Here is a 26,750-nt window from a genome sequence, read left to right as displayed (position 1 = left end):
ATTTGATTGAGAGGAATTAATACCATGCGTTTAAGTACCAGCATGATATATCAGCAAAATATGCAAGGCATTATTAATGGTCAGGCAACGTGGCAAAAAACAGGTGAGCAGTTAGCAACGGGCAAACGTGTCGTAAACCCATCAGACGATCCGATTGCAGCAGCGAATGTTATTATGCTTGACCAGGCTCAGTCGGAGAACAGCCAATATACGCTAGCGCGTACGTTTGCTAAGCAAAGTATGTCTCTGGAAGAGTCTATTTTAAGCAAAAGTACTATTACGATCACTAGCGCATTAAGTGAAGTAATTAAGTCTGGTGGAACTAATAATGATGATAACCGCAGCTCAATTGCAGCATCGTTACGTGGCATGAAAGCTGAATTGCTTAATATGGCTAATAGTACCGATGGTAATGGTAATTATATTTTCGCCGGTTATGAAACTGATAAAACTCCCTTTGTCGAAGGTGCATCTGGTATCGAATATCAAGGTGGATATCAGGCTATTTCACAACAAGTGGACTCTTCTCGTTCTATGACGGTGAGCCATATTGGTTCTGACGTATTTATGCGCGCAACTGGTGGTGCAAAAACTGAACCTGATGGTAGCGTACAGGCTGATTTGTTTGAAAGCCTCGATATTGCTATCAAAGCGCTAGAAACTCCGCTCGATGGTGAAGATGATGCAACAAAGGAAAGTGTTGCTGCTGCAATGAATACGGCAAATCGCGGTTTAAATAATTCATTGAGTAATATTTCGTCTGCCCGTGCTGAACTGGGCATTCAGCTCAATGAAATTGATAATCTTGACGCTATTGGTAAAGATCGCGATGTAGCAAACAAAACGACATTGTCGCAATTGCAGGATACTGACTGGGTTGAGGCGATTTCTTCTTACATGATGCAGATGTCTTCTTTGCAAGCTTCTTACACAACGTTTCAGAACATGCAGGGAATGTCGTTGTTCCAGATGAAATAGTAGTAATAGAGGATATTCATCTATTCTACTTTACGATTTGAATACGCTTAAACCGGGCGTATTTTTTAGGCGTGTCACTTCTTTCATTATATTGAATGGATGACATGCCATTTTTTATTCCTCCGATCGTCCCCCACTTCTCTCTGGCATCTCGTTTATATAACACCTGTTTCTTTAGCGCATAGATTGTTTTAGTATATCGATTGTTCTAGTGCATCGATGTCTGGCGCAACTTCCTACGCGTGATTTGGCAAAATTACAGCTTTGCATAGCCATATGACAAGTCGCGATAGGATGTTGAAGTGAGGAATAAATATACGCGCACGATATCCGTATTGGTCTAACGTCGACCACTACGGATTTCTTAATTTTACTATTGGGAGCTAGGACTTGATAGCTGAGTGAGAATATCAGCGAGTAAGTCGAATACTTCGCTGAATAAATGCTCTGCAAAGGGGGGAACGAGTGGGAGTAATAAACCCAGCGTCATAATTCCCACGGTGAGTGTAATCGGGAAACCAACGACAAATATCGAGAGTTGAGGTGCCATACGGTTAAGCATACCTAATGCCAGGTTAATGGTCAGTAATAAGGTTATGATTGGCAACGCTAACATCAATCCATTAATAAAAATCAGCCCACCGGCACGTGCAAGAGCGAGAAATGCATAGCTGTTGATAGGATTAGCACTGATAGGCAGGGTATAGAAGCTATCAGCTAACAGCGAAATCAGCCAGAGGTGTCCATCGAAGGTTAAGAACAATAAAATCGCGAGAATATTCAGGAAACGAGCGATTACCTGCATATTCGGGCCACCGGTGGGATCAAAGAAGGTCGCAAAAGCGAGCCCCATTTGTAAGCCAATAAGTTCGCCAGCATGGCGAATAGCAGCAAATGCTAACTGCATTGACAGGCCTAGCGTAACGCCGATGAGTATTTGCTGTATTAAGAGCCACACACCTGCGACGGAAAAAATAGGCGTGGTGTTTAACGGTAAATAGGGCGCAACGAGCAGGGTGATTAGTACACCCAGACCGATCTTCACCCGATTACCAATCGCTCTTTCGTTAAAGACAGGTGCGGTACTGATCAGTGCAAGAATTCTGACAAAAGGCCAAAAAAACTGGCTAACCCAATTCACCATGTCCCAACTGTTAAACGTCAGCATGCTTACCCAATAATATTAGGTAACTGGCCGAATAGCGTACGCATATAGTCCAGCATGAGGTTTAACATCCAAGGACCTGCGATCACTAATGTAAGGAACACCGTTAGGATTTTAGGGATAAATGACAGTGTCATTTCGTTTATTTGGGTGGCAGCCTGCAAGAGGCTAATGGTCAGCCCGCTGAGCAGTGCCGCCATCAGGGGAGGCGCCGCCAGTGCCAATGCTACTTTCATTGCTTCATAGCCAAGTGCCATCACCGATTCTGGTGTCATAGCCGCATTCCTCTATTCGTCTAACTATAAAAACTTTGTGCTAATGAACCGAGTAGCAGCTGCCAGCCATCGACTAATACGAAAAGCATGAGTTTAAAAGGCAAAGAAATTGTTGCTGGAGGAACCATCATCATCCCCAATGCCATTAATACACTGGCAACAACGAGGTCGATGATGAGGAAAGGAATAAATACAGTGAAACCAATCTGGAAAGCTGTCTTTAGCTCACTGGTCACAAATGCAGGGAGAAGTACACGCATGGGTACCGCTTCAGGTCCCTGAATCTCTGGAATTGCTGCCAGCCGGGTAAATAACGCTAGATCGGTTTCCCTAGTCTGCCGCAGCATGAACTCACGCACGGGTTCCGCACCACGTTCTATGGCGACTTCCATGCTGATTTGATCCTGACTGAAGGGAAGATAGGCTTCGTCATAAACGCGGTTGAATACTGGCGACATGACAAAAAATGTCAGGAAAAGCGTCAACCCGAGCAATACCTGATTCGGTGGTGCGGTTGGTGTACCCAGCGCATTACGTAACAAACTCAGTACAATAATGATGCGGGTGAAGCTGGTCATCATTAGCAATGCGGCAGGAAGAAATGTTAATGACGTGAGGAAAACCAGTGTTTGTACTGATAGCGTCCAACTCTGTCCACCGTTAGGTAGCGGCTGCGTCACAATTCCGGGAAGCTGTGCCCATACGGATGGTGCCATGAATAATAAACCGATAGCTAAACCATAGCGCAGTGTGCGAAGCAGGGCGGTGATACGAAAATAATTAGGCAAGACACTCATTCCGATTTTTCCGGACGCTTTAAAACTTTCTTTAACAGTTGATTGAAATCTACCGGCTTGGTATCGCCAGTGGAGGAACTGTCGTTGGTTGGTTGTGCCGGAAGTGTATGCAGCGGTGTGATTTGCTGAGCCGTAACACCTAACACCAGCCAGGTATTATCAACCTCTACAATGACGACACGTTCACGCTGCCCGATAGGGCAACTGGATACCACTTTCAGCAACTTGTTTTGCTTGGCTTGGGGAGCAAAGCCGAGTTTGCGAGCCAGCCAGGCAATCAGCAGAATAAATAATAAAATACCAGCGAGCACGCTACCAACCTGTGTCAGTAACATGCTGCCGGTAAGTGGTGGCTCAGTAACAAGTGTTGACTGCTGACTTGCTACTGGGGCCGGGGATGATATCGAGGCTGTTGCCATTAACGACTCAGGCGGCGCATACGTTCGGATGGCGTGATGATATCTGTAATACGAACACCGTACTTGTCAGATACAACAACAACCTCACCCTGAGCGATCAGATAGCCGTTAATCAGGATATCCAACGGTTCACCCGCTAAACCATCAAGTGCAACAACAGACCCCTGGGTCAGACGCAGCAGTTCTTTTATCGTCATTTTGGTTCGGCCAAGCTCAACGGTGAGTTTGACAGGAATATCCAATATCAGATCGATATCTTGTAGGGCACCCAGCGGATCATGACCGTCTAGAGACTTAAAAATGCCTTCCGTTGTCGCGGCCGGTTTTTCTGCAGCCTGCTGCTCGTTAAATGCATCAGCCCACAGATCGTCCACTGATTCCTTATCGTCGGACGGTTTCTTGGTGTCACTCATGGGGCTGTTCCTCGTTATCCAGAGAATTCAATATAGGGTTAATCAAATGTTCAACACGTAGGGCATATTGCCCGTTTAATGTGCCATATTGGCTGGTCAGCACAGGCACGCCGTCAACATGAGCAACGATTTTGTCAGGTTTGTCGATCGGTAAAACATCGCCGGGCTGCAGCTTCAGAATCTTGGACAATCGCAGCGGAATATCAACAAAGCTTGCAACGAGTTCCAATTCGGAATGCTGTACCTGCTTGGCTAGAGTGTCACGCCAGCTCTGGTCTTCCTGACGAGAGTTTTCCAATGGCGGATTCGCGAGCAGTTCGCGTAGCGGTTCGATCATTGAAAAAGGAATACAGATGTTAAATTCGCCAGTCAGTGAGCCGATTTCAACATGGAACGGTGTCGTTACGACGATATCGTTAGGCGACGTTGTGATGTTGGTAAACTTGACCTGCATTTCTGAACGTACGTATTCGATGTCAAGTTTGTAAATCGCATTCCAGGCTTCGCCATAGGCTTCCAGAGCCAAGCGCAACATACGCTTAACTACGCGCTGCTCTGTGTGGGTAAATTCACGTCCTTCAACTTTCGTCGGGAAGCGCCCATCACCGCCAAAAAGGTTATCTACGGCGATAAATACCAGGCTTGGTGAAAATACAAATAATGCAGTACCACGTAGCGGTTTTAAGTGAATCAGATTCAGGTTCGTCGGTACCGGAAGGTTTCTGGCGAACTCATGGTAAGGCTGGATCTTGATTCCACCTACGGTGATATCAGGGCTACGGCGTAACAGGTTAAATAATGACATTCTGAACTGGCGAGCAAAACGTTCATTAATGATCTCTAACGCCTGTAAACGCTCACGGATAACGCGTCGCTGAGTATTCGGATCATAGGGCTTAACGCCGCCATCCGTTTTTGATGCCGCATTTGCTTCAGTGTCACTATCGCCGCTGTCGCCGTTTAATAATGCGTCAATTTCTGCTTGTGAAAGAATACTATCGCCCATAATGGTTACCGCAGTATAAAGGCCGTGAACAGAACATCAGTAACGACCTGGTTAGGTTGACCAGGAACTAATGGTGGGCTTAGCACTTGCTTAATTTGCTCTATCAGCTTTTGTTTACCTTGCTCATTGGCAAGCGCAATCGCGTCCTGACGAGAAAGCAGTAATAACAGTCTGCTGCGAACTTCTGGCAGATAATTCGTAAACCGTGTACGCGTTGCTTCATCTGGTAAACGCAGCGTGAATCCAACATATAACACGCGATCAGGGTCATTATCTGCATTGACGAGATTAACGGTAAAGGTATCCAGTGGCATGAAAACAGGCTCTGGCGGTGGCGGTGCTTCCTGCTCAGCCGTTGCCGTATTTTTCTGACTTAATAGCCACCAAGCGGCACCCGCAGCACCAGTTGCAGCGAGAGCAACGATAATCAGTAGTATTAGCCAAATAGACCGTTTACGTCCTGGTCGAACTTGCATATCAGACATAGCCAAAGATAGTTCCCGTTACTTATCGATATTTATTGCTGGATGAAACCAACAATAAATAAATGCGTAATGTTGATGATTATCCTGCCTATTGCAATGTTCAATACAGAGAATAGGCAGGGAAAATCGTGCTAACTTATTCGTTTACTTCACTTTCAGGCAAAGATATCAACGCCGTTGACCGATGATGCCATTGATCTTAACTGTTCTGGTACGTCTAATAATTCATTTGTGCTGTCTGATGAATGGCCAAATTGTTGTTGGTAAGACGGGCCACGGTTGTTGCCATCGTTGTTATTACCCGCCATTTGCTGCTGCCAGGCAGAGGAATCACTGCCTACGCTGCTCTGGCCAAGGTTAATTCCGCTCTCTGCCATCGCATTACGCAGGTGAGGCAGTGCAGCTTCCAGCGCTGAACGAACCTGACCGCTTGCTGAAGCCAGATGAATTTGAGCCTGATTATCATCAATTTTTAGACTGATGTGCAGGGCGCCCAATTCCTGTGGGTTCAAACGTAACTCTACGGTCTGTTGACCATTACGGCTGAACATAATGATTTGCTGGCCCAATGCATCTTGCCATTGCGGTGAGCCAAATGGTGCATTCAGTTGTGCGCTTTGTGCGCTAGCTGCCTGAGGGGCTGGGGTGGTTGTTCCCACCGATGCCGGCTGAATATGCATAGCCTGTGCGACAGGCGGTGTTGTTTGAGACGCGCCGTTGCCTAACGTAGAGACTGATTCAGACACATTGCGATCGCCTGTAAGGGAGTTTGGCGTCGTTAGCGCAAACTTTGCAGCCTCATCCGCAGATTCGGTTGTTGCTGATGAGGTTTGCTTAGCGGCATGATGCAAATCGCGTGATATGCCTGCATCTTTATCTGGCATCACTGACGTGTCGAGTAATTTTGCCAGCGTGCCTTTAGCACTTTCACCCGTATTGTTTAGTACCGATGCGGACGCCTCATTCTGGCGTTTAGCGTCAATAAGACCTGGAATCATTAACCCTGCATTTACGGCAGTTGCTGCAATACTATCAGCGGCAGGTTGTATAGGAAGTGGCGCTGTCTGCAACATGGCAAGCAGTGCCTGCATGGCGATAGTGTCATTTGCCGTGCTGTCACTTTCTTTTTTGTCCAGATTCTTAAACTTCGCCTGCCCTACAATTTCTGGATTTTGCTTACCCGCTGTAATCGTTGCTCCCGTGAGAGAACTGAAGGAAGAAAGCAGGGCATTTAAATCGTCACGGCTCAGCGAAGCATTATCTTTCCCTAACGCGCTTAGCAGGGCTTCTTCGTCTACTTTATCGAGCGTTTTTTTACCCGAAGTATCGGCTACTTGTGATATGCGTTTGCTCAACAGATCAACAAAATCTTTTGGCAGCTCACCCTGTGTCAGTAACGAAGCGGAAGAACCGCTTGTATCACTGGCAGTGGTAGCTATAGGTAACGCGGACAGATTCATGATTCTGCTTTCCTCTGTGAGGCCCGTTGGGCAAATTCATCCATTTGTTTTTGTTCTATTTTGTTCTCTTTGGCAAGCTGTCTTGTCAGTTCACGATCCTGCAGTTTTTCAAATGCGTTCAAGCGTTGCTGTTTTTCTTGCCAGGTCTTCATTGCTAAATCTAAACGTGATGTCCACTGCGAGAGCTGTTGCCTGTGTTGCTCAATTGCACCGTCCAACGTCCGGATGAACTGCTGATAATTTTGCCAGCTATTATTTGCCATACCAGAGGTCATCGTCGAGTTCAATTTTTGACGATAGTCATCCTGATAGTTTAACAGCATATTGAGCTGCTGCTCGGCCTGCTGATGTGCCTGACGCACTTGACCCAACTGGCCTGCTGCTTTCTCAACGTCCTTCTGCGCCAGTTCGCGTAGTGTAACCAGCGGTGACTGGGTTTTCATCTGCTCTCCTACTCGCTACGAGGGAAAATAGTGTGCAACGCCTGGCAGGACTCTTCATAGTTACTTTGTTCAAACATACCCTGCTGCAAGAAAGCTTCCAGGTGCGGGTAAAGCCGAATTGCTTTATCAAGCATAGGGTCGCTGCCTGCGGCGTAGGCACCAACACTGACTAAATCACGGTTACGTTGGTAGCTGGATAGTAACTGTTTAAACTGCCTGACAGAAGCATAATGACCTTCATCGATCAGCGCTGTCATCGCACGACTAATCGATGCTTCAATATCAATTGCCGGATAATGGCCAGACTCAGCTAATTGACGTGACAATACGATATGCCCGTCAAGGATGGCGCGAGCGGAGTCAGCGATAGGATCCTGCTGATCGTCACCTTCTGTTAGAACAGTATAGAAGGCGGTGACTGAACCACCTCCATGAATACCATTTCCTGCGCGCTCTACTAGCGCAGGTAATTTAGCGAAGACAGAAGGGGGATAACCCTTGGTCGCTGGCGGTTCGCCAATCGCTAAAGCAATTTCACGCTGTGCCATGGCATAACGCGTGAGCGAATCCATGATGAGCAGAACGTGATGCCCGCGATCGCGAAAATCTTCAGCAATACGCGTGGCATACGCGGCGCCCTGCATTCTTAATAATGGAGAAACATCAGCCGGTGCGGCAATAACGACGGAACGCGCTCGTCCTTCCGTACCTAGGATATTCTCGATAAAGTCTTTCACTTCTCGGCCACGTTCACCGATAAGGCCAACAACGATGACGTCAGCCTGAGTATAGCGCGCCATCATACCCAACAGCACACTTTTACCTACCCCGGAACCCGCAAACAGACCCATTCGCTGCCCCCGGCCCACGGTAAGCAATGCGTTGATGGCTCGAACACCTACATCCAGAACACTGTCGATAGCCGTTCTTTGTAATGGGTTGAACGGTGGCGTAATCAGCGCTGCGCGATAGCCTGTATCCGGTGCTGGTAAACCATCCAGCGGTTTCGCGCTACCATCCAGTACTCGACCCAGTAATTCAGGGCCTAATGGTAATTGCTTCCCCTGGCTGCTGCTGTCTTGGCCGACGCGGGCGTAGACGCGTGCTCCAGGGGTAATACCTTCAACTTCTTCCAGCGGCATAAGAAAGAGTTTTTGCCCGTTGAAACCGACAACTTCACTTTCGATTTCTTCAACCTGTGAGCCATTCTGCCGTTCAATGAGGCAGGTGGCACCCAGTGGCATATGTAACCCTGTCGCTTCCAATACCAAACCTGTCGCCCGGGTTAAGCGGCCGTAACGACGCACCGAAGGCGTGTCATCAATGCGCTTCTCAAATGAATCGAGAGAAGAAAGCCAGCGTCCGAGGCGCGAAGTCATCATAGTTCTCCTGGTGCGGCTAAACGGCAAAGTTCGTGCCAGCGTGTTGCCAGACTGGCATCCAAATCGCCTTCTTCCGCGCTGACTTTACAACCACCAGGATGAAGTTGGCTATCGGCAAGCAATCTCCAACCATGTAAGCTGAGCGTTGGGCCCAAAAACTGTTCAACACGTTCCAGATCTGAAGGGTGAACGCGTAACTGCGTTCTACCTGAAAACATAGGCTCTTGCTGAATCAATTGCTGTATCTGACCGAGCAGCGCATTACCGTCGCATACCGGAGGTTGCCCCAGAATCTGCTTGGCTGCGGTCAACGCCAACTGCATCAAACGAGCGGGGATCACACTGTCGAGTGTATCCAGCGTCTGTTGGAATTCGGTGACCATGTGCTGCATTTGTTCGATGATCGGCTGCTGCTGCTGCAAGGCGTTTTGTAAGCCCTGCTGTTGCCCTTTGGCTAAACCCTCCTGATAACCGGCGTCATAACCTTGTTGGTGGCCTTGCGCAAAACCCGTTTCTCGTGCCTGTTGCATCGTACTTTCACGCAGAGAGGCGAGTTCGTCCTCTGCGGTAGAAAGGACGTTTTCTTCAGAGAAATTCTCGATGTCCGACAATTCAGGTTCATCACTTACCTGATATGTTGGAACGGACTTTGAAACGGATTCAGCCAAATCGTTAGGCTTCCAAGGCTGCCAGGCCAGGTTTTTGGGGGCGTTAGACATAAGCATCCTCGCCGCCACCGATAATCATCTCGCCGCTGTCTGCCAGTCGACGGACGATAAGCAGAATGGCTTTCTGTTCGTTTTCAACCTGCGACATACGTACTGGACCGCGAGTTGAAAGGTCGTCGCGAAGAATTTCTGCAGCACGCTGAGACATATTGCGCAGGAATTTCTCGCGTAAAGGCTCTTCGGCACCTTTCAATGCCAACAGCAGAGACTCGGACTCGACTTCTTGCAGAAGGCGCTGGATACTGCGGTCGTCCACGTCCACCAGATTTTCGAACAGGAACATTTCGTCGATGATTTTCTGTGCCAGTTCGCCATCGAATTCGCGTACAGCATCGATAACCGCTTCTTCCTGCTGGGTTTTCATCAGGTTGATAATCTCAGCCGCAGTACGAACACCACCCATTTTGCTGCGTTTGAGATTCTGACCATCCAGCAAGCCATTCAGAACGTCTGTCAATTCTGCCAGTGCGGAAGGTTGAACGCCGCCGAAGGTCGCGATACGTAGCATAACGTCATGACGAAGACGTTCGTCAAACAGGGCTAAGATATCGGCAGCCTGAGCACGCTTCAGGTGCACCAAGATTGTTGCGATAATCTGCGGGTGTTCGTCGCGAATAAGGTCTGCGGCAATCTGCGGCTCCATAAAGTTGAGTGTTTCCATTCCACTCGTAGAGTCACGGCTCTCCAGAATATCTTCCAGCAGGCTAGACGCTCGTTCTTCACCAAGGGCTTTGATAAGCACTGAGCGGAGGTAATCGCTGGCATTCACACTGAGAGCGGCATATTGCTCTGAGTCAGCCTCAAACTCCCTCAGGATTTCGAGCAACTGCTGTTGTGATACCTGTCTCAGGTTCGCCATTGCAGAACTCAGGTGCTGCACTTCTTTGGTCGAAAGATGAGTAAACACTTCCGCTGCGCGGTCTTCACCGATGGTCATCAATAAGATGGCGCTTTTTTCTGTTCCTGTGAGGGTCATAGTTCAGTACTCATCCATTGACGGATTACCAGAGCGACAACGCGTGGATCGTTCTCTGCCATTTCACGTATGCGGTTACTTTGCATTTCTGCATTGACGCGTTGCTGCGATTTCCGTTGCTGTTCAACTTCCGAGCTACTCAAGTTGACCATAACATCGCTGTCTGTACCTTGAGACAGGGCCGCCGCCGCCAGCGCCGCTTCTTGTTGCTGTGCTTTTCTCTGCAATTGTGGACGAACCAGTTTACGCCACAGAATCCAAGCAACGATCAGAACCAGCAGCCAGCGGCCAGCTTCCATTAGGAGATCGAAAAATGCCTGTTTTTGCCAGAAGGGGAGTTCGCCAGAACCGTCAGTGCTATCCATAAATGGCGTATTCACGACATTTAATGTATCGCCACGTTCAGTGGAGAAGCCCATTGCTTCGCGTGCTACTGTTTCAATCTGTTTGATCTGTTCTTCCGTCAGTGCAACCGGTTTGCCATCCTCACCAGGAGGCTGGTAGTTAACAATAACGGCCGCAGACAAGCGCTTCACACCACCCGAACTGTGTTTGGTATGTAAAATCGTCTTGTCGACTTCATAGTTGGTTGTTGCATCATTACGAACATTTGATGTCTGAATAACGGTATTTGCATTTGCCGCATTAGCTTGCGCACCTGCCGCATTGTTTTGGTTCTGCTGGCCAGCCTGATTGTTCGCATTGGCATTACTTGGCGGTGTCGCGATAGGGGCTGTAGGCGCCGGTGCGGGCTGATTGGTTAATGCACCTGGAACGCCACCGACGTTCGGGCCGCCTTTTTGCTCACTCTGGCTGGTTTGCTGAGAGCGAACAGCCGCTTTATCTGGCGGTTGGTTGGGTTGATACTGCTCATCAGTTTGTTCACGAGCAGAGAAATCGATTTGTGCGGTGACCTGGGCATGTACGTTACCCATGCCAACCATCGGCGCGATAATTGACTCTATGCGGCGTTGGTACATCGCCTCGACTTCGTTGCTGTACTTCAGTTGCGCAGCATTCAGATCGCGGCCGCTGCCGCCAGCCTGAGTTAACAGGCGCCCAGTCTGATCGACGACCGTAACATTATCTGGTGGCAGACCAGCAACACTGCTGGAAACCATATAAACGATGGAATTGATTTGCCCTTCATCTAATGCACGACCCGGTTGTAATGTCAGGGTGACGGACGAAGAGGGGGCTTTTTGCTCACGAACGAACAGTGAAGGCTTCGGTATAGCAAGGTGAACTCGCGCATTCTGAACGGGGCCGAGCGTTTCTATCGTTCTGGACAACTCACCTTCGAGTGCACGCTGGTAATTAATCTGCTCGCTGAATTGGCTGATGCCAAACTTTTCCTGATCGAGCAATTCAAAGCCAACCGCGCCGCCTTTTGGCAGCCCCAATTGAGCAAGTCGGAGACGGGTCTCATAGACATTTGCGGCGGGAATCATGATCGCCCCGCCATTTTCCGCAAAGCGATAAGGGATATTCAGCTTCGTTAATTCGCTGACAATCGCACCACCGTCACGGTCATTTATATTGCTATAAAGCACTCGATAGTCTGGACCTTTGGCCCATAGCGTCAACGCAACGACGATCGCTATGGTCGCAGCGGCTGCGATCAATAGCGGAATTTTCGGATTGGCGCGTAACCGGTTGAGTATTTCGCCAAAGCTATTTTTACCGGTAGCGGTTCCGGTGAATGAGGCGTTCATACTCTATCTCTGCTTGGTTGTTGAACGATATACTTAACGTTGTGACGTGACAAAACAGAACTCCCTGATTGCGCAATCAATAAAACATTTCGCCTACATTTATCGGCATGTCATTATTTTCCGTAAAAGAAAAATCGATGGGTCGATAAGGTGGCATTTTTCGCGCTAATTGTGCGATTTATCTGAAAAGCTGTGTGATAGGGTAATGCTGTCATAGAAAATGCATAAGCAGTCTACTCTGTATGATGTAGTGAGGTGTTATGTCAGTTCAAGGTATAGATGGCGTTTTACAGCAAATGCAGGTCAAAGCTCTGCAGGCTGCTGACACGCCAATAGCCAGACCATCGGTAGAACCTGGTTTTGCCAGTGAGCTGAAGGCCGCGATCGATAAGATCAGCGACACACAGCAGACGGCTCGTACGCAGGCTGAAAAATTTACCTTGGGTGTGCCAGGCGTAGCATTGAATGATGTGATGGTGGATTTGCAGAAATCATCCATTTCAATGCAGATGGGCATTCAGGTACGTAATAAACTGGTATCTGCGTATCAGGAAGTGATGAATATGTCTGTTTGATGTCGTCTAATGACATCAACCTGCAACTAGCAAAGTCATTGTGCGTAATCTCACTGCTAATGCAATGAAATTACGCACAATCTTTATTTATGCCGGCTTCCCACCTGTGTCTATTCCCTGTTTTCACGTCCTCTCATCTCTAAATTCTTAACGCGTACTGATTTCGTTATGCTGATAGTCTGAGCATCCAGAGTAAAAGCCGCGTTTGTGGGTAAAAAAACGCGCCCGTATCAGGCAAGAGTAAGGGCGCGAGTGTCGTATATAACGAGTATGAAATTATGAGCTTGGCTCACCTGGAGCGGGTTCACCTGGAAGCAGTCGCTGCCCAGCAAATTCGCTATAAGTCGTATTAATTGACTTTTGCTTCAGTGATTGTCCCATTAACGAACTTAACTCGTCCATCCGCTTCTGCAGAAGTTGTTTTACTTTCGCTTCATTATCCATCACTTCCTGCAAAATCTGTCGCAGATGCAAACGCATCACACTGTCAATTTCGTCAGGAATTGGCGTGTTAACTAAGCCTTCAACGGACTGAACATAAACAATCTCTTGCTCAACCAACGTATCCCATTGGCCGCTGACGGCCAAATGAAGAATTTTTTGACTCAGAGACAAAAGCTGTTGGTAATCTTTTAGAAGCCGATGGGGGAGGCCATTAACGTACTTCCTGCTCTGGTTTATAGTTAGGACCGATTTGTCGCCAGGCATCAGCGATATTTTCCAGTAACACTTCGACTTCTTCTATCGCTTTGGGATCGTTATGTAGATTAGCAATCAACAAACGTTGAGACATGTAGTCATACAGGGCGGACAGATTTTCAACGAGTTCCCCCCCTCTTTCCATGTCTAATCCCGCTTTTAGTCCGTTATTGATAATATTAATTGCTTTAGATAACGCCATGCCTTTACCTGGTATATCACCTTGCTCCATGAGGATGCGTGCGCGCACCATTGCACTACGCGCACCATCAAACAGCATGACGATAAGCTGGTGCGGGCTTGCGCTCATCACACTGCTTTCAAGGCCTACCTGAGCGTAGGCCTGGCTGCCTTTCATGTTGTACATCAGATTACCTATATGTCTTTCATCGAGAATTTAGAGTTTAGAGAACATGCTGGTCAACTGGTTGACGGTGCTGCTCATATTAGACATGGCTTTATCCAAGTCAGTAAACTGCTTCTGGTAGCGAGCAATTGTCTGTTCGATACCGTCACTGACTCGTTTGTACTGAGTATCTAACGATTTCAATGTACTGTTTATACTATCTTCTTTAGTCTTAATCGTTCCCTCTTTCGTATCGAGAACTTCTTTCAAATAACTACGGGTCTGTGTTGCAAAACCGGTTTTATCATTGTTCCCTACGAAAAATTCTTGAACTTTTCCTGGCTCTTCTTTCAGCGCCTTGTCGAGAACCGTATTGTTTATTTCAAGCTTGCCTGTCTTAAAGTTTTGCGTAATGCCTAAATCAGCAAGAATGCGAAATTCGCCGCTTGAGCTCTGAACGGTCGTCAACTGGGATTTGAGTTTATCCTGGATACCACGGACGGTTGAGTCGCCTATCAGGGCTCCGTTGCTAGTGGACTGAGCTTCCCCTGCGTCAACGGCGGTGTATTTGGTTTGTGAAATAATGGTGTCTTGTAGAGCATTATAGGCATCAACCCATGCCTTAACCGCGTCTTTCATCCCAGTAATATCTTGATCGATGGTCAAGGTTTCAGGTTTGCCTGTTTCTGTTTTTGCTTGCAACGTTAGTGTGACACCTTCGAATGCATCATCGATCGTATTACTTTGGCGTTCAATTTCGATACCGTTTGCAATAATTACTGAGTTTTGTGCCGCGACTTTCTCGGTTGTTGAACCCAAAACATTGCCGCTATCAGTTAATGTAATCTCACCTTTTTCACCGCTATTTTTAGCGGTTAACATCAAATAGTACTCGTTATCTTTCGCCTTCACTACGCTTGCGGTCACTCCACCATTCGCTTTGTTAATCGCATCACGGACACCATTGAGTGAGGTTTCTCCTCCTTTAATGTCAATGGTCAGTGATTTTCCGTCAGCTTGAGCAATCTTAAGCGTAGTATCCGTTGCGCTTAATGCGGCTGTTGCACTGGCTTGAACCGAAGACGTAATCGAATGTGCTTGCGCTAATTGTTTTACTTCTACGCTATAGCTGCCCGCAACTGACTTGCTGGCTGTTGTTGCAGTGAAAGCCTTATTAGTGCTGGAGACCTTGGTATTAGTAATGCCATCAATAGAACCCGTCACTATACCAAAAGACTCGGACTTGGCTAAGGTGTTGTTAGCGGTATTGAATTTGTCGAGGGCACTTTTGAGTGCGCTAACACCTGTAAGTTGAGCTTTGTAACTACTTTGCTGACTGGTAATTGGCGTTAGGCGCTGGTTTTCAGCAGTCCTTAAATTAGTTAACAATGTTGATAAATCCAGACCTGAGCCTACACCTAATGAGGAAATGCTTGCCATGATCGAATCCTTTTATTCCGAGTTTAGCTATCTATGTAAGAGTTATCGGCAGTATCAGTAATAAGTTTAGCAGGTAAGATTACGTAGCTTTACTGTGCCATACCTTCCCTTGGTGGGGCATCCTCATCATGCCGTAGTTCTCATTGTGGGTGAAGCAAAATCACAAGATGGCTTGGACACTTAGCAAAAGATGAGAACCTGTTTAAAAATAAATTTGGCAAAAAAAATTAAAGCTTCTGAAAAGCGTTCCGATAAATGTTAGCGACGGGGATGAACCCGTGGGTCTAACCCGAAACTTACACCTCATCGATTAAGGAAATCTATTATGGCCGGTATTAACACTAACGTAATGTCTCTGCTGACTCAGAACAACCTGAGCAAATCTCAGTCTTCTCTGGGTACTGCTATCGAGCGTCTGTCTTCTGGTCTGCGTATCAACAGCGCTAAAGACGATGCTGCTGGTCAGGCGATTGCAAACGGTATGACTGCACAGATCAAAGGTCTGACTCAGGCTTCTCGTAACGCCAATGACGGTATTTCTCTGGTTCAGACTGCTGAAACTAACCTGAACGAAATCAACAACAACCTGCAACGTATTCGTGAACTGTCAGTTCAGGCTGCAAGTGACACCAACACCACTGAAAACCGTGAATCAATCGCACTTGAAATCTCTCAGCGTGTTTCTGAAATCGACCGTATCACCAATACCGCTAAATTCAACGGTATCGATCTGCTGAAAGGTGACGCTAACCTCTCTATTCAGGTTGGTGCAAATACCGAAGCTGACGATGCTATCACTATCGGTTCAAGCGCGCTGATTGGTTCTTCTTCTGGCGACCTGGGTGTTACTGGCCTTGATGTTTCAACCGCTGCTGCTGCAACAGCATCAATCAGCGCGATTGATGCCGCTCTGAAACAAGTTGACACTGCGCGTAGTAACCTGGGTGCGATTCAGAACCGTTTTGAATCTACCATTACTAACCTGAACAACACAGTTAACAACCTGTCTGCTGCTCGTGGCCGTATCGAAGATGCTGACTATGCAACTGAAGTTTCCAACATGAGCAAGGCTAACATCCTGCAACAGGCTGGTACTTCTGTATTGTCTCAGGCTAACCAGGTTCCACAAAACGTATTGTCTCTGCTGCGTTAATTTTTCGACGCACATCTTTATCAATACAATGATAATGTTGAACCAGCCTTCGGGCTGGTTTTTTTATATGTATGCAGCAATACTGATAATTGCCCTGCTAAGGCAGCGCTGTTCTTTCGATTGTTATTCCTGATTTTTGTTAGGTTTATGGGTTATTGTGAATAGAGATAGGTCTGCTTCCTAATGGTTCGTAATACGCCCTCGTCTGTTGGTATTCCTCCATCTGCCAATAGTACTGCTGCTTCTACTATCCTTCCTTATACCTCGCCGGTACATCTACAAGCCGTTGCATGGTTGCATGGCGTAAAATGCGCTGCACCTGAAAACGCAAGGGTGCTAGAGCTTGGGTGTATGGCTGGAGAGAATCTTTTTCCTTTTGCACTGGCCTATCCTCAGAGCTCATCTATTGGCATCGATTTGGACGTGGAAAAGGTTGAGGAAGGGCAACAACTGCTGATTGAACTCGGCGTTGAAAATCTTCAACTTGCAGCAATGGATTTAAACACCCTGCTGGAAAGTGAGCTAGGACAGTTCGATTATATCATAGTACATGGCATTTTTGGCCTGGTGAGCGGTGAAGCTCGAACTGCATTACTGCAATTTTGCCAGAAGCATCTTTCTCCTGTTGGCACGGTAAGCTTCAAATACGCTACTTATCCCGGTGGGAAAATGGCTGATGTATTGAAGGATGCATTAAGCCTTCATAGCAGCCTGGCCGAAACCGTGGAACAACAGCAAGAAAGTGCCAGAGCTATGCTGACTTATCTGTCGCTCGGGTTGTCACCCAATAATGCTCAGGAAAAGGCGTTACACAAATGGGTTGAACAGGCTGAGCAGCAGAATGATGTTCAACTTGCCCTGAATTATCTGCAAGGCCTGAATGAACCATGCTATCTGTTGGATTTTAACACATTAGCTACCGGGGCAGGCCTGACTTATGTCGGCGATATTCAGCCACATACAGAATTAGCTGAACATTATGGTGAAAATGTTTCCAGCATGCATCAGGTCATTTGTGCGTCGATGCATAAAGTGTTGAAGCAACAATATCTTGATTTTGCTGTTGGAAGAGAAAGTCGGTTTACTTTACTTGTGGCACAAGAACGTTCAGAAGAAGTCTTACCTGAACCGGATTGGTCGCGGCTAGCCGATTTTCACTGGGCTGGCAGTTTCCTTCCGTTTTATACAGAGCAGGGTACAAGCACCAATGGGTGGCGTTCTGCCTCTGGCGTCATGGTTACAACCAGCCATCCTCTGACGCAGCGTGTGTTAACTACGTTAGGTGAGTCTTGGCCATTAGCTCAGTCTTTTGAACAACTTTTATTTAATACTCGTGAACCAGAAAAGCCTGAAACAGATGAACGAGTTAGCTTGCAAAATGCATTGAAAGCTTTGTTTATCAAAGGATTAGGCGAGTTGCATTTTAGGCTTGGTGAGTGCGTTTATCAGAAGAGCTCATCGCCTGTGCTTTGCCTGTTACCTGGTGTCCTAAAGGTAAAAGATAACTTTAACTTCTGGCATGAGCCCGTATCGCTAAAGCTGTCGGATGCTGAAAAAATATCTCTGGCTTCCTGGGATTTGTGGGGTAATCAGCAAAATGAAAATTACTTCCCTGTTATGCGGCGTTTGCATCAGCACGGTGTTTTACAGGGAAGGGTACGTGCATGGCATCGCTACTTCCAGAATGCATTACTGGCAAGTTCTGACATAAAGGAGATTATGTCGTATATCGGTGCATTAGTGTTTTATGTCAGCGATCCTAAAACAGGCGGTGTGTACAAATCACCCTTACTCACAAGTGGATATGCGGTAAAAGCGGTTAAGATTGCTGAAAAAACGGTGAAGGAGATCGCTTGGTTAATTTCCAATGGTGACTTCACTCAGGCAAGGAATATTGCAGAGAGATTGACACAAAAAGATCCTGAGAATATTGAAAACTGGAACCTACTGGCCGACACATTAAGAAAAACAGGGGACGCAGAAGGCGCTTCCTTAGCATTAGTACAAATTATCTCCAGACATTTGTTCAGTTGGAGTGTCTATTACGATCTGGCAACCCAAAGCCAGGACGCCGGGCTAAAGCGTGAAACATTAAATCTGGTACGAAAAATTATCCGATGTGACCCAGCAAATGCGCAGGCCTGGAATCTTTTAGCTGTTGTGCATTTAAGTTACTATAACTTAGAACAAGCGGAATTTTGCGGAAAAAAAGCTATTGGCCTGAATGAAAGCGATGTGTCTATATTGAATAGCATGGCTGCTATTTATGAATCAAATTCTCAACAGGACGAAGCAAATAATTATTATCGGCGTATTATGGAGCTTTCTCCTAACGCTTCGAATCTGCATAGTAATTTTCTCTTTGGCTTAACGCATAGTAGTACGATTTCACCAGAAACCCTTTTCCAGGAACACCGCGAGTTTGGTCTGCGTACTGAGGCTAAAGTAGCGAAATTGAAGCTACAACTCCCTGAGCGCCAGTATGATAAAAATCCTAATCGGGTTTTACGTATCGGTTTTGTCTCTGGGGATTTAGGGCTGCACCCAGTGACTAATTTTCTTGAACCGGTTTGGAATTCAATTAATCTCGATTGTTTTTCATTATATGTCTATGCAACATCAACATTGAATGATGAAGTAACCCAGCGTTTAAAAGAAAAAACAGCTGCTTGGCATTTTGTAAGAGATAAAAGCGATGTTGATCTGGCAAAGCTGATTGGTGAAGACAAGATAGATATCTTATTCGATCTTTCGGGTCATACTGCGTATAACCGTTTACCCATGTTTGCATTGAAGCCGGCGCCAATACAGATTAGCTGGATCGGCTATCCGGGGACAACGGGGTTACAGGCAATGGATTATTTTATGAATATTAACCATGCCCCGCAGCCTGAAATTTTCGACCATCAGTTTATTGAAAAAATACTTTATGTACCATTTACCCAACAGTTTCAAGTGATTACAGACAGTCCTGATGTCGGGAAGTTACCCGCTCTTGATAAGGGCTACTTTACGTTTGCCAGTTTTAATCGTCCCAAAAAAATCAACGATCAGGTTTTAACAGCATGGTCAAAGATTCTGATGGCGCTTCCTACTAGTAAGATGATTATTGGCGCACTTTCAGGGCAACAGGTTATTGATAATATTCGCAATAAGATGGTGTCTATGGGGGTGTTAGCTGAACAATTAATATTCCGTGAAAGAACCAACATAACGGGATATTTAGCCATGCATAATGAAATCGATCTCCTATTGGACACCTTCCCTTATACTGGCGGAACGACGACAAACTATGCTTTGTGGATGGGGGTTCCTACGCTGACGATAGCAGGTGATACACTTGCTACCCGTCAAGGTGTAGCGACATTGAATGCTGCAGGATTATCAGAGTTTATCGCAACCTCTGAAGAGGATTATATCCAACGTTCAATCAACTGGAGTCTGCGTCTGGACGAGTTAGCGTTAGTTCGTGCTAACTTACGTGCTCGGTTAGCTAATGATTATAATGAAGAAGTAACCCCTGCAACCTATTTTGAGCGTGCTTTGCAGATAGCCTGGCAGCGTTATTGTGCAGGAGAGGCGACGATAAGTTTTTCTATTGAGCGCGATTCGTACGATTAAAATATATTGAGCACAGCCTTGCTGTGCTCTTTGCTCGTTACTTGGTCGGTTATATACCTTTGTGTTGTAACTACGGATGTTAATTTCTGCGAGAACGATAATGAAAAATCCGATATATGTAACAAGCCCATTACTTCCACCGTTGGAGGAGTTTACGCCGTATTTGGAAGAAATTTGGAAAAATAAATATTTGACAAATAACGGCGCATTCCATCAACGCTTGGAAAATGAATTGGCCCAATATCTTGGGGTCGAGTATCTGAGCTTATTTAGTAATGGCACATTGGCACTGCTTACTGCGCTTCAAACACTACGAATTACTGGTGAAGTCATTACAACACCTTATTCTTTTGTAGCAACATCGCATAGCTTGTTGTGGAATGGACTAAAACCAGTATTTGTCGATATCGACCCTGTTACCTGTAACCTTGATCCAGATAAAATAGAAGAAGCCATTACCCCCGCCACTTCTGCTATTTTGCCTGTACATTGTTACGGTATCCCCGCTAACGTCGAAAGAATTCAGCAACTCGCTGATAACTATGGTTTACGTGTAATTTATGATGCTGCGCATGCTTTCGGTGTTAAAAAGGATGGTGCCAGTGTTTTGAATCATGGTGATTTGTCTATTCTCAGTTTTCATGCAACTAAAGTATTTAATACCATTGAGGGCGGAGCGATTATTTGTCCTGATGCTAAAACCAAAAAACGTATCGATTATTTAAAGAATTTTGGTTTTGCAGATGAGTTAACAGTCGTTGCTCCTGGTATCAATGGTAAAATGAATGAAGTACAGGCTGCTTTTGGCTTATTACAGTTAAATTATATTGATAGCGCTTTGCTAAATCGTGAGAAAATATACAATCGTTACTGTGAGCGATTGAACGATATTCCGGGTATCCGACTGATTAATGTCCCTGAAAATATCACATGGAATTATGCATATTGCCCAATATTCGTCGATTCGTCGTTTCCCGTCGATCGTGAAGTGCTATATGAAAAATTGAAAGAGAAGAATATTTATACTCGTCGTTATTTTTATCCATTAATTAGTTCATTTCCTATGTACCGGGGTTTAGAAAGTGTGATAAAAAATGATCTTTCTGTTGCTAACTATATTTCTAATATGGTTTTATGCTTGCCAATATACCCTGACTTGGCAGGGGATGAGCAAGATCAGATTATTAATGAAATTCTATCTTTTCTATAACGTTATAATAATCGGTTTTCTGAATTTCTGAGGTGACATGAATGATATTAGGTATTTATGGAGCTGGAGGGTTGGGGCGTGAAACACTAATGCTAGCTCAACTTATCAACGCGAAAGAAAAACGATGGGAAGAGATTATCTTTATCGATGATATCAATCCTGAACGTGTATTGAAAAACATCTCGGTTAAATCGTTCGCTCAGGCAAAAAACATAAAATTTCTAGAAGTAGTTATTGCAATTGGCGAACCTGCAATTAGAGCTTCGATGGCTGAAAAAATTAGGGGTAGCGGAGTTAATTTAGCTACACTGATTGATCCATCTGCTTATATTTCACCGTGTAGTAAGATAGGGAACGGCGTTATTATTTATCAGGGGGTGAATGTTTCATGTGATACCTGTGTCGAAGATAACGTGGTTATGCAGGCTTTTTCTAGTATTAGTCATGACTGCCATATTGCCGCTCATTCAATAACGTCTACTTATTCTGCTATGGCCGGGGCTGTTTATGTTGGCACTAGAACATTTATTGGCATGGGAGCGTTGATTAAGGAAAAAATTCGTATCGGTAATGATGTTATTGTCGGGATGGCGGCTAACGTGGTTTCATCAGTACCTGATAAAATGGTAGTTTTAGGGAACCCTGCGAAAATAGTAAGAGAAAATGATAGCAATAGAGTGTTTAGGTAGTTTTCTTTTTAATGAAGGATCTTCATCTAGGAGTATGATGTATGACTGAGTATAAATATGCAAAATCGATGCCTCAGTTTTATCGTGATGTTTTTTCCCGTGAGTTGGATCTAGGGGATATTGGGAGTTTACCCCAAGAACTTGTTGCCTCTATCATTGAGGGAAATACAGATACTCTGTTAATTAATAAAAAAATTTATGGCTATGATAGTGGGTTAGAAACAAGTCATGATGAAGCTTTAAAGCAGTTGTTACTTACTATATCACTGGCAAATATAGCACTTGATGGGAAATTTGAAGGGAGAAACGTAAGGTTACCAGTGGATTATATTGCGAATATACAAAATTCATTGGTGGAGATAATAAACCTTAAACCTTGCGTGGAATATCTTGTTGTTGCTATTCAATTACTATTTAGAATCGGTGCTGTAGAAGCGGCAGTCACACTAATAAATAATAATTTTTCCGTCTTGAGTGACTCTCCCGCTGCATTTAGAATACTGCTCATGATTTGTATGATTGAAGAGGATTACGATCTGGCACTTCCATTAGTGCAAGAAATGACAACCAAGCAACACCTCATTGGTGATCACTGGTTTACGTTATTAATGGTGACTTGCGCCATTTATAAACTAGGCGGCCACCCTGATTCTTATATAGATTTTCGACCACTTTTAAAAGGCAATGAATTTCCTTCTGATGATGATTATAAATGGTTAATTAAGCAAGAAGAAAATAATGAAAAAGTAACGGTAATTATCTCGTGTGATATAAAATATTATTATGAGCATGCGATATCAGCCTTGTTCTCAATATATGAGACTAATAAAGATAATTTTAATGTGCATTTTCATGTTTATAATATAGATGATGAAACTTATAGTGATGTATTAAAGAAAAAATCCTCTTTCCCTGAGTTAAATATATCGTGTACCACCGAGTATTTCTCTGGAATGAAGGGCATGAATGTTCACTACGCGTCAAGGCGTTTTATTTTTGCTCGCCATGCGCTATCGATTTTTAATTCACCAATTTTAATACTTGATGCCGATTGTTTATTTAGGAAAAATTTATCAGAAACAATTAAACAATGGCGTTCATCAGATCTTGTCCTAACAGAAAGTGAAAGTGCGCCGTTCTGGGAAAAAGCTCTTGGAGGATTTGTTTATCTGGGCGGAGGGCTAACCTCAAAGATATTTATCGATAAGGTTGCATCTTTTATCCACAGTAATCTGCTAAATGATAACAGTGTCTGGTTTTTAGATCAGGTTGCGCTTTCTGCTGCCATTGACGCTGTCGGTATGCCAGGTGATATTTCTAGAATAGATTCTGCTATCATTTATGATGTCAACCATGTAGGTTATTCACTACTATGGATGGTAACGACGGTGAAAAATGCAAATGGGAAATATTCCGATTATAAAAAACAGCTGATTGAGAAATACCATAGCATTTAATATTTCTTATGAATAAGCAAGGCCAATATGCCTTGCTTATTTTTATTTTAATATTCGAGAGATCCCAGCTTGCGCTGGTGCATAATCCCCACATTTTCTATAAAATGTAACCGCTTCATTTAGCATGTTATGGCATTCTAGAATGACTGCAATATTGTGATTGGCTTTGTAAGAGTTGACACCGCTTTTTCTTCCGGAAGGCATGTTAATACATTTGTGGAAGTGATCCAATGCCCCCTGAAAGTCGGAGTTGTTCATAAGCACTAAAGCTTTTAAAAAAACAAAATCAGTAGATGAACAGTATTTTTCATATTTTAATATATCTAATGATTTTACATATTCACCAATATTTATAAGGCTATATCCATAGCATTCAATTAAATTTTCATTATAGGTAGGGAAGACACTTTCTTGGATTTCTAGTGCGATGGAGAAGCTTTTTATAGCAGCTAAATAATCTTTATTCAGGTAATGGCTTTTTCCTAACTGATAATGAAGGTACGGTTCTTTTGGTGCGTCGCTAATCGCTTTTTCTAACATGCTAATATTTCTTTCTATTTTATTTGTTTGGCGCAGAATCTCTTGTTGATAACCGACGTGATTTAATACTATGGGAGCCATAAATCGTTTTACTGTATGCGATTTAATTTTCCTGGGGATAATTTGTTCGTGAATAATCCCTTCATAGTGATATATTTCTTTTCTAAAAAGTCGATTAAAGCACTCTTTAACAACACTCTCTTCACCATCTTCGTCTAAATAATCCAATCTTTCTATGTTGCCGATATGGGTTGTATATTGGTGTATGAGCTTAGACAACATTGTTATATCAACTGATTGAATTTCTTCATCAGCATCGACAACTAAAACCCAATCATATTTGGCAAATTTCAGTGAATAATTTCGCGCAGCAGAAAAATCTGATATCCATTCAAAGTCATAAACTTTATCAGTAAATTTTCTGGCAATATTTTTGGAGTCATCGGTTGAGCCAGTGTCAACGACAACAATGTCGTCAAAATATTTATTTATTGCTTTCAGCGTGTTGCCTAAGTGCAAAGCTTCGTTTTTCACGATCATGCAGACTGATATCATTTATTATGTACCGCATTTTAAAGGCTTGATATTAATCAATACTATATCAATTTGTCAGTAATAACAATTTGATGCTTGCTTGCCATCGGCAGTTGAGAAAGGAGATGAATACGTGGCTGTAGGACGTTATATTATCGGCTATAATGCTTTCAGTATCATTAATGTTTATATTATTGGCACTAAAAATTTCATAGGGTCTTATGAGCCCATAAGGAGTAAGAATGGTTGCGCCAGCATCATCTCCCTTTGAAAGAGATATACATCACAGATTTGCTGTCGCACTGCACCATCTGTACGTGCCATTTGTGTTTCTCTCCGCAGGCTCCTTACTCAATCCTGTCATACATGGCATGAATAACCCTCATTTTTTGACGCTATTCAGGCGATTGGCTACCCTACCTAAAAGCATAATAGTGTCGATAACATTATCATCGTAGGTATTTGTCACTGTGAGCGATTTGTATACCGCCGAAGGCACAATGGATAAAAATTCCCTTTGGAAGCGCTATGTACCACTAGTGCGCCATGAAGCCTTGCGTTTACAGGTTCGTCTCCCCGCGAGTGTTGAACTTGACGATCTGCTACAGGCTGGCGGTATCGGCTTGTTAAGCGCAGTTGAACGTTATGATTCGTTACAAGGTACGGCGTTTACCACCTATGCCGTCCAACGAATTCGAGGTTCGATGCTGGATGAATTACGCAGTCGTGATTGGGCTCCACGCAGTGTACGGCGTAATGCGCGGGAAGTGGCACAAGCAATGCAGCAGGCTGAACAGCAGCTCGGTCGTACTCCAACGGAGCAGGAAGTTGCGCAGACCTTGAATATCACGCTTGAGGATTATCGTCAGATACTGCTGGATACGAACAATAGCCAGCTTTTCTCTTACGATGAATGGCGTGAAGAACATGGTGACAGCGCAGAAGCGTTACTGGAAGGTAATGAAGATGCGAACCCATTGCATCAACTGATGGAAGGCAATTTGCGCCATCGTGTAATGGATGCGATTGAAAATCTGCCAGAGCGCGAGAAGTTGGTGTTGACGCTTTACTATCAGGAAGAGTTGAACCTGAAAGAGATTGGTGCCGTTCTTGAAGTCGGGGAGTCGAGAGTCAGTCAGTTGCATAGCCAGGCGATAAAGCGCCTGCGCGTGAAATTAATGAACGATGTTTAATTACGCTGCGTAGGAATACTGTTATCAAATATATCTTTAGTCTCTGAAGCACGGGATCATGGCAACGTTTGAATATTGATGAGTGTTTTTCATCAGTATTTAAATGATTAATGCTACCTGTTTTTAGCACTCCAGCATTTCTGACGTAATGAAGGTGCTATTGCTTCACATTGAAGTTATATATCGTTATGGAATGGATTCATGCACCCATCAATTCGGAAGAAACAGCTGCTAAGCCGTTATCTGAAAGACTTCAAACACAGGCAGGCCAACTGTTCCCAGTGTGATAAAGAGCTTGACCGCGTTTCACTGGTATTTCGCAATCAGCTTATCAATAAAAAATCGATTGGCAGCATCGACAGGCTGATCGATGACGAAATATGGTCCGGTCTGCAACAGGAATTAATCCCACTTTGCCGCTTTTGTAGCGAAATATTATGCAATACGACTGCTAGCTATTTCGATATTAAAGCTTTCACACAGTATCTGATCGAGCAGACTGAAGTCCGCCATAGCACGATGCGTGAGTATGTCATTCGTCTGCGGCGGTTGGACGAACTGCTGGCTGCCAATAACTATCCCACAGAAACCTTTTCTCGGCACCGCGATGGGGTACAGCAGCGCGTATGTGATTACCTTCCCGATATTGAGCAAAATATTTACCGTAGTGCCTTACGAAAATACGATCAATATCTGGACTGGCAGCGGCATTTCTGACGTGCATCATGCGTTGTTTTCAGGCTGACATTGCCAAACCATGAGATACTGACTATAGATAAATGTTATGACAGTGTAAAAAATGCTTGCATTGCAGAGGCAAATTATTGCACTGTCATACTACTGAAATCATTCGGCACTAGTTTTAGGCAATGGTTAGCAGTAGTTCTACGATGCGATCAATCATTATTCAGTGGAATAGTCGTTGTCACAGTGAGGAACGCGAATGGTAATGTCCTTTTCTGGACTTTGTAGTCGATGCCAAGATTCTACGCCGCTGACTCGCCGGTGCGAGGGATGTTCCTCCCACTTATTTTCAACACTGCGCCATTCT

General features: G+C 44.8%; 26 protein-coding genes. 9 read left to right on the top strand and 17 right to left on the bottom strand.

Annotation, left to right across the window (positions count from 1 at the left end):
• Window positions 1-24: 24 nt before the first annotated feature.
• Window positions 25-978: a flagellar hook-associated protein FlgL gene (gene flgL / locus LOZ86_RS13360; RefSeq protein ID WP_111778789.1), complete on the top strand. Its 954-nt coding sequence runs from the start codon at window positions 25-27 to the stop codon at window positions 976-978.
• Window positions 979-1,351: 373 nt separating this feature from the next.
• Here flgL and fliR read toward each other — a convergent pair whose 3' ends face one another.
• From fliR to fliF, 13 genes are all read right to left on the bottom strand, one after another.
• The gene (gene fliR, locus LOZ86_RS13355) at window positions 1,352-2,146 is read right to left on the bottom strand and encodes a flagellar biosynthetic protein FliR (protein ID WP_039485716.1); all 795 of its coding nucleotides are present in this window, start codon (window positions 2,144-2,146) and stop codon (window positions 1,352-1,354) included.
• Window positions 2,147-2,148: 2 nt separating this feature from the next.
• On the bottom strand, window positions 2,149-2,418 hold the full coding sequence (gene fliQ, locus LOZ86_RS13350; protein ID WP_039485713.1) for a flagellar biosynthesis protein FliQ: 270 nt from the start codon (window positions 2,416-2,418) through the stop codon (window positions 2,149-2,151).
• A gap of 20 nt (window positions 2,419-2,438) precedes the next feature.
• Entirely contained in the window at window positions 2,439-3,215 is a 777-nt protein-coding gene (gene fliP / locus LOZ86_RS13345) for a flagellar type III secretion system pore protein FliP (RefSeq protein WP_039485711.1), read from the bottom strand.
• On the bottom strand, window positions 3,212-3,634 hold the full coding sequence (gene fliO, locus LOZ86_RS13340) for a flagellar biosynthetic protein FliO (protein WP_039485708.1): 423 nt from the start codon (window positions 3,632-3,634) through the stop codon (window positions 3,212-3,214). Before fliO ends, fliP begins: the two co-directional genes overlap by 4 nt.
• Complete coding sequence (gene fliN, locus LOZ86_RS13335; protein ID WP_010279616.1) at window positions 3,634-4,047, bottom strand: flagellar motor switch protein FliN; 414 nt, start codon at window positions 4,045-4,047, stop codon at window positions 3,634-3,636. The genes fliO and fliN overlap by 1 nt, the downstream gene beginning before the upstream one ends.
• Window positions 4,040-5,053 carry a flagellar motor switch protein FliM gene (gene fliM, locus LOZ86_RS13330; RefSeq protein ID WP_039485706.1) on the bottom strand — a complete coding sequence of 338 codons (1,014 nt, stop codon included), beginning with the start codon at window positions 5,051-5,053 and terminating at the stop codon, window positions 4,040-4,042. Before fliM ends, fliN begins: the two co-directional genes overlap by 8 nt.
• 5 nt (window positions 5,054-5,058) lie before the next feature.
• Window positions 5,059-5,538: a flagellar basal body-associated protein FliL gene (fliL, locus tag LOZ86_RS13325; protein ID WP_039485704.1), complete on the bottom strand. Its 480-nt coding sequence runs from the start codon at window positions 5,536-5,538 to the stop codon at window positions 5,059-5,061.
• Window positions 5,539-5,693: 155 nt separating this feature from the next.
• Window positions 5,694-6,998, bottom strand: coding sequence for a flagellar hook-length control protein FliK (locus LOZ86_RS13320; protein WP_039485702.1), 1,305 nt, complete (start codon window positions 6,996-6,998; stop codon window positions 5,694-5,696).
• On the bottom strand, window positions 6,995-7,441 hold the full coding sequence (gene fliJ / locus LOZ86_RS13315; RefSeq protein WP_039485700.1) for a flagellar export protein FliJ: 447 nt from the start codon (window positions 7,439-7,441) through the stop codon (window positions 6,995-6,997). The genes LOZ86_RS13320 and fliJ overlap by 4 nt, the downstream gene beginning before the upstream one ends.
• Window positions 7,442-7,449: 8 nt before the next feature.
• On the bottom strand, window positions 7,450-8,820 hold the full coding sequence (gene fliI / locus LOZ86_RS13310) for a flagellar protein export ATPase FliI (protein WP_039485698.1): 1,371 nt from the start codon (window positions 8,818-8,820) through the stop codon (window positions 7,450-7,452).
• Window positions 8,820-9,542 carry a flagellar assembly protein FliH gene (gene fliH / locus LOZ86_RS13305; protein WP_111778790.1) on the bottom strand — a complete coding sequence of 241 codons (723 nt, stop codon included), beginning with the start codon at window positions 9,540-9,542 and terminating at the stop codon, window positions 8,820-8,822. The genes fliI and fliH overlap by 1 nt, the downstream gene beginning before the upstream one ends.
• On the bottom strand, window positions 9,535-10,527 hold the full coding sequence (gene fliG, locus LOZ86_RS13300) for a flagellar motor switch protein FliG (RefSeq protein ID WP_039485692.1): 993 nt from the start codon (window positions 10,525-10,527) through the stop codon (window positions 9,535-9,537). Before fliG ends, fliH begins: the two co-directional genes overlap by 8 nt.
• Window positions 10,524-12,242 (bottom strand): flagellar basal-body MS-ring/collar protein FliF, encoded by a 1,719-nt coding sequence (gene fliF / locus LOZ86_RS13295; protein WP_165708096.1) that lies wholly within the window; start codon window positions 12,240-12,242, stop codon window positions 10,524-10,526. Before fliF ends, fliG begins: the two co-directional genes overlap by 4 nt.
• Window positions 12,243-12,502: 260 nt before the next feature.
• On the opposite strand from fliF, the gene fliE reads away from it, so the two are divergent.
• Window positions 12,503-12,817, top strand: coding sequence for a flagellar hook-basal body complex protein FliE (gene fliE, locus LOZ86_RS13290; RefSeq protein WP_010279635.1), 315 nt, complete (start codon window positions 12,503-12,505; stop codon window positions 12,815-12,817).
• A 276-nt stretch (window positions 12,818-13,093) separates the two neighbouring features.
• Here the strand turns inward: fliE and fliT are convergent, their stop codons facing one another.
• The 3 genes from fliT to fliD are packed head-to-tail and all read right to left on the bottom strand — an operon-like array spanning window position 13,094 to window position 15,302.
• Complete coding sequence (fliT, locus tag LOZ86_RS13285) at window positions 13,094-13,525, bottom strand: flagella biosynthesis regulatory protein FliT (RefSeq protein WP_230242129.1); 432 nt, start codon at window positions 13,523-13,525, stop codon at window positions 13,094-13,096.
• On the bottom strand, window positions 13,473-13,883 hold the full coding sequence (gene fliS / locus LOZ86_RS13280; RefSeq protein ID WP_039485679.1) for a flagellar export chaperone FliS: 411 nt from the start codon (window positions 13,881-13,883) through the stop codon (window positions 13,473-13,475). Before fliS ends, fliT begins: the two co-directional genes overlap by 53 nt.
• A 30-nt stretch (window positions 13,884-13,913) precedes the next feature.
• The gene (fliD, locus tag LOZ86_RS13275; protein ID WP_230242119.1) at window positions 13,914-15,302 is read right to left on the bottom strand and encodes a flagellar filament capping protein FliD; all 1,389 of its coding nucleotides are present in this window, start codon (window positions 15,300-15,302) and stop codon (window positions 13,914-13,916) included.
• A gap of 325 nt (window positions 15,303-15,627) precedes the next feature.
• Here fliD and LOZ86_RS13270 point away from each other — a divergent pair, with 325 nt between their 5' ends.
• The 5 genes from LOZ86_RS13270 (at window position 15,628) to LOZ86_RS13250 (ending at window position 23,432) form a co-directional block, all read left to right on the top strand.
• The gene (locus LOZ86_RS13270; RefSeq protein WP_039485673.1) at window positions 15,628-16,455 is read left to right on the top strand and encodes a flagellin N-terminal helical domain-containing protein; all 828 of its coding nucleotides are present in this window, start codon (window positions 15,628-15,630) and stop codon (window positions 16,453-16,455) included.
• Window positions 16,456-16,638: 183 nt separating this feature from the next.
• Window positions 16,639-20,076 (top strand): O-linked N-acetylglucosamine transferase family protein, encoded by a 3,438-nt coding sequence (locus LOZ86_RS13265; protein ID WP_165707516.1) that lies wholly within the window; start codon window positions 16,639-16,641, stop codon window positions 20,074-20,076.
• 100 nt (window positions 20,077-20,176) lie between these two features.
• Window positions 20,177-21,286 (top strand): DegT/DnrJ/EryC1/StrS family aminotransferase, encoded by a 1,110-nt coding sequence (locus LOZ86_RS13260; protein WP_039485668.1) that lies wholly within the window; start codon window positions 20,177-20,179, stop codon window positions 21,284-21,286.
• 41 nt (window positions 21,287-21,327) lie between these two features.
• Window positions 21,328-21,975, top strand: coding sequence for an acetyltransferase (locus LOZ86_RS13255; RefSeq protein ID WP_039485666.1), 648 nt, complete (start codon window positions 21,328-21,330; stop codon window positions 21,973-21,975).
• Window positions 21,976-22,016: 41 nt separating this feature from the next.
• Window positions 22,017-23,432, top strand: coding sequence for a hypothetical protein (locus tag LOZ86_RS13250; RefSeq protein ID WP_039485663.1), 1,416 nt, complete (start codon window positions 22,017-22,019; stop codon window positions 23,430-23,432).
• Window positions 23,433-23,474: 42 nt separating this feature from the next.
• Here the strand turns inward: LOZ86_RS13250 and LOZ86_RS13245 are convergent, their stop codons facing one another.
• Entirely contained in the window at window positions 23,475-24,527 is a 1,053-nt protein-coding gene (locus LOZ86_RS13245) for a tetratricopeptide repeat-containing glycosyltransferase family 2 protein (protein ID WP_039485660.1), read from the bottom strand.
• A gap of 449 nt (window positions 24,528-24,976) precedes the next feature.
• Here LOZ86_RS13245 and LOZ86_RS13240 point away from each other — a divergent pair, with 449 nt between their 5' ends.
• Both LOZ86_RS13240 and fliZ read left to right on the top strand, forming a co-directional pair.
• Window positions 24,977-25,699: an RNA polymerase sigma factor FliA gene (locus LOZ86_RS13240; protein ID WP_039485657.1), complete on the top strand. Its 723-nt coding sequence runs from the start codon at window positions 24,977-24,979 to the stop codon at window positions 25,697-25,699.
• Between the two features lie 201 nt (window positions 25,700-25,900).
• On the top strand, window positions 25,901-26,416 hold the full coding sequence (gene fliZ / locus LOZ86_RS13235) for a flagella biosynthesis regulatory protein FliZ (RefSeq protein WP_039485654.1): 516 nt from the start codon (window positions 25,901-25,903) through the stop codon (window positions 26,414-26,416).
• Window positions 26,417-26,750 lie beyond the last annotated feature (334 nt).

The organism is Pectobacterium parvum, assembly GCF_020971565.1.
Taxonomy (GTDB): domain Bacteria; phylum Pseudomonadota; class Gammaproteobacteria; order Enterobacterales; family Enterobacteriaceae; genus Pectobacterium; species Pectobacterium polare.
The sequence above is the reverse complement of the archived record's forward strand: the minus strand, read 5'-3'. Positions and strand labels throughout refer to the sequence as shown.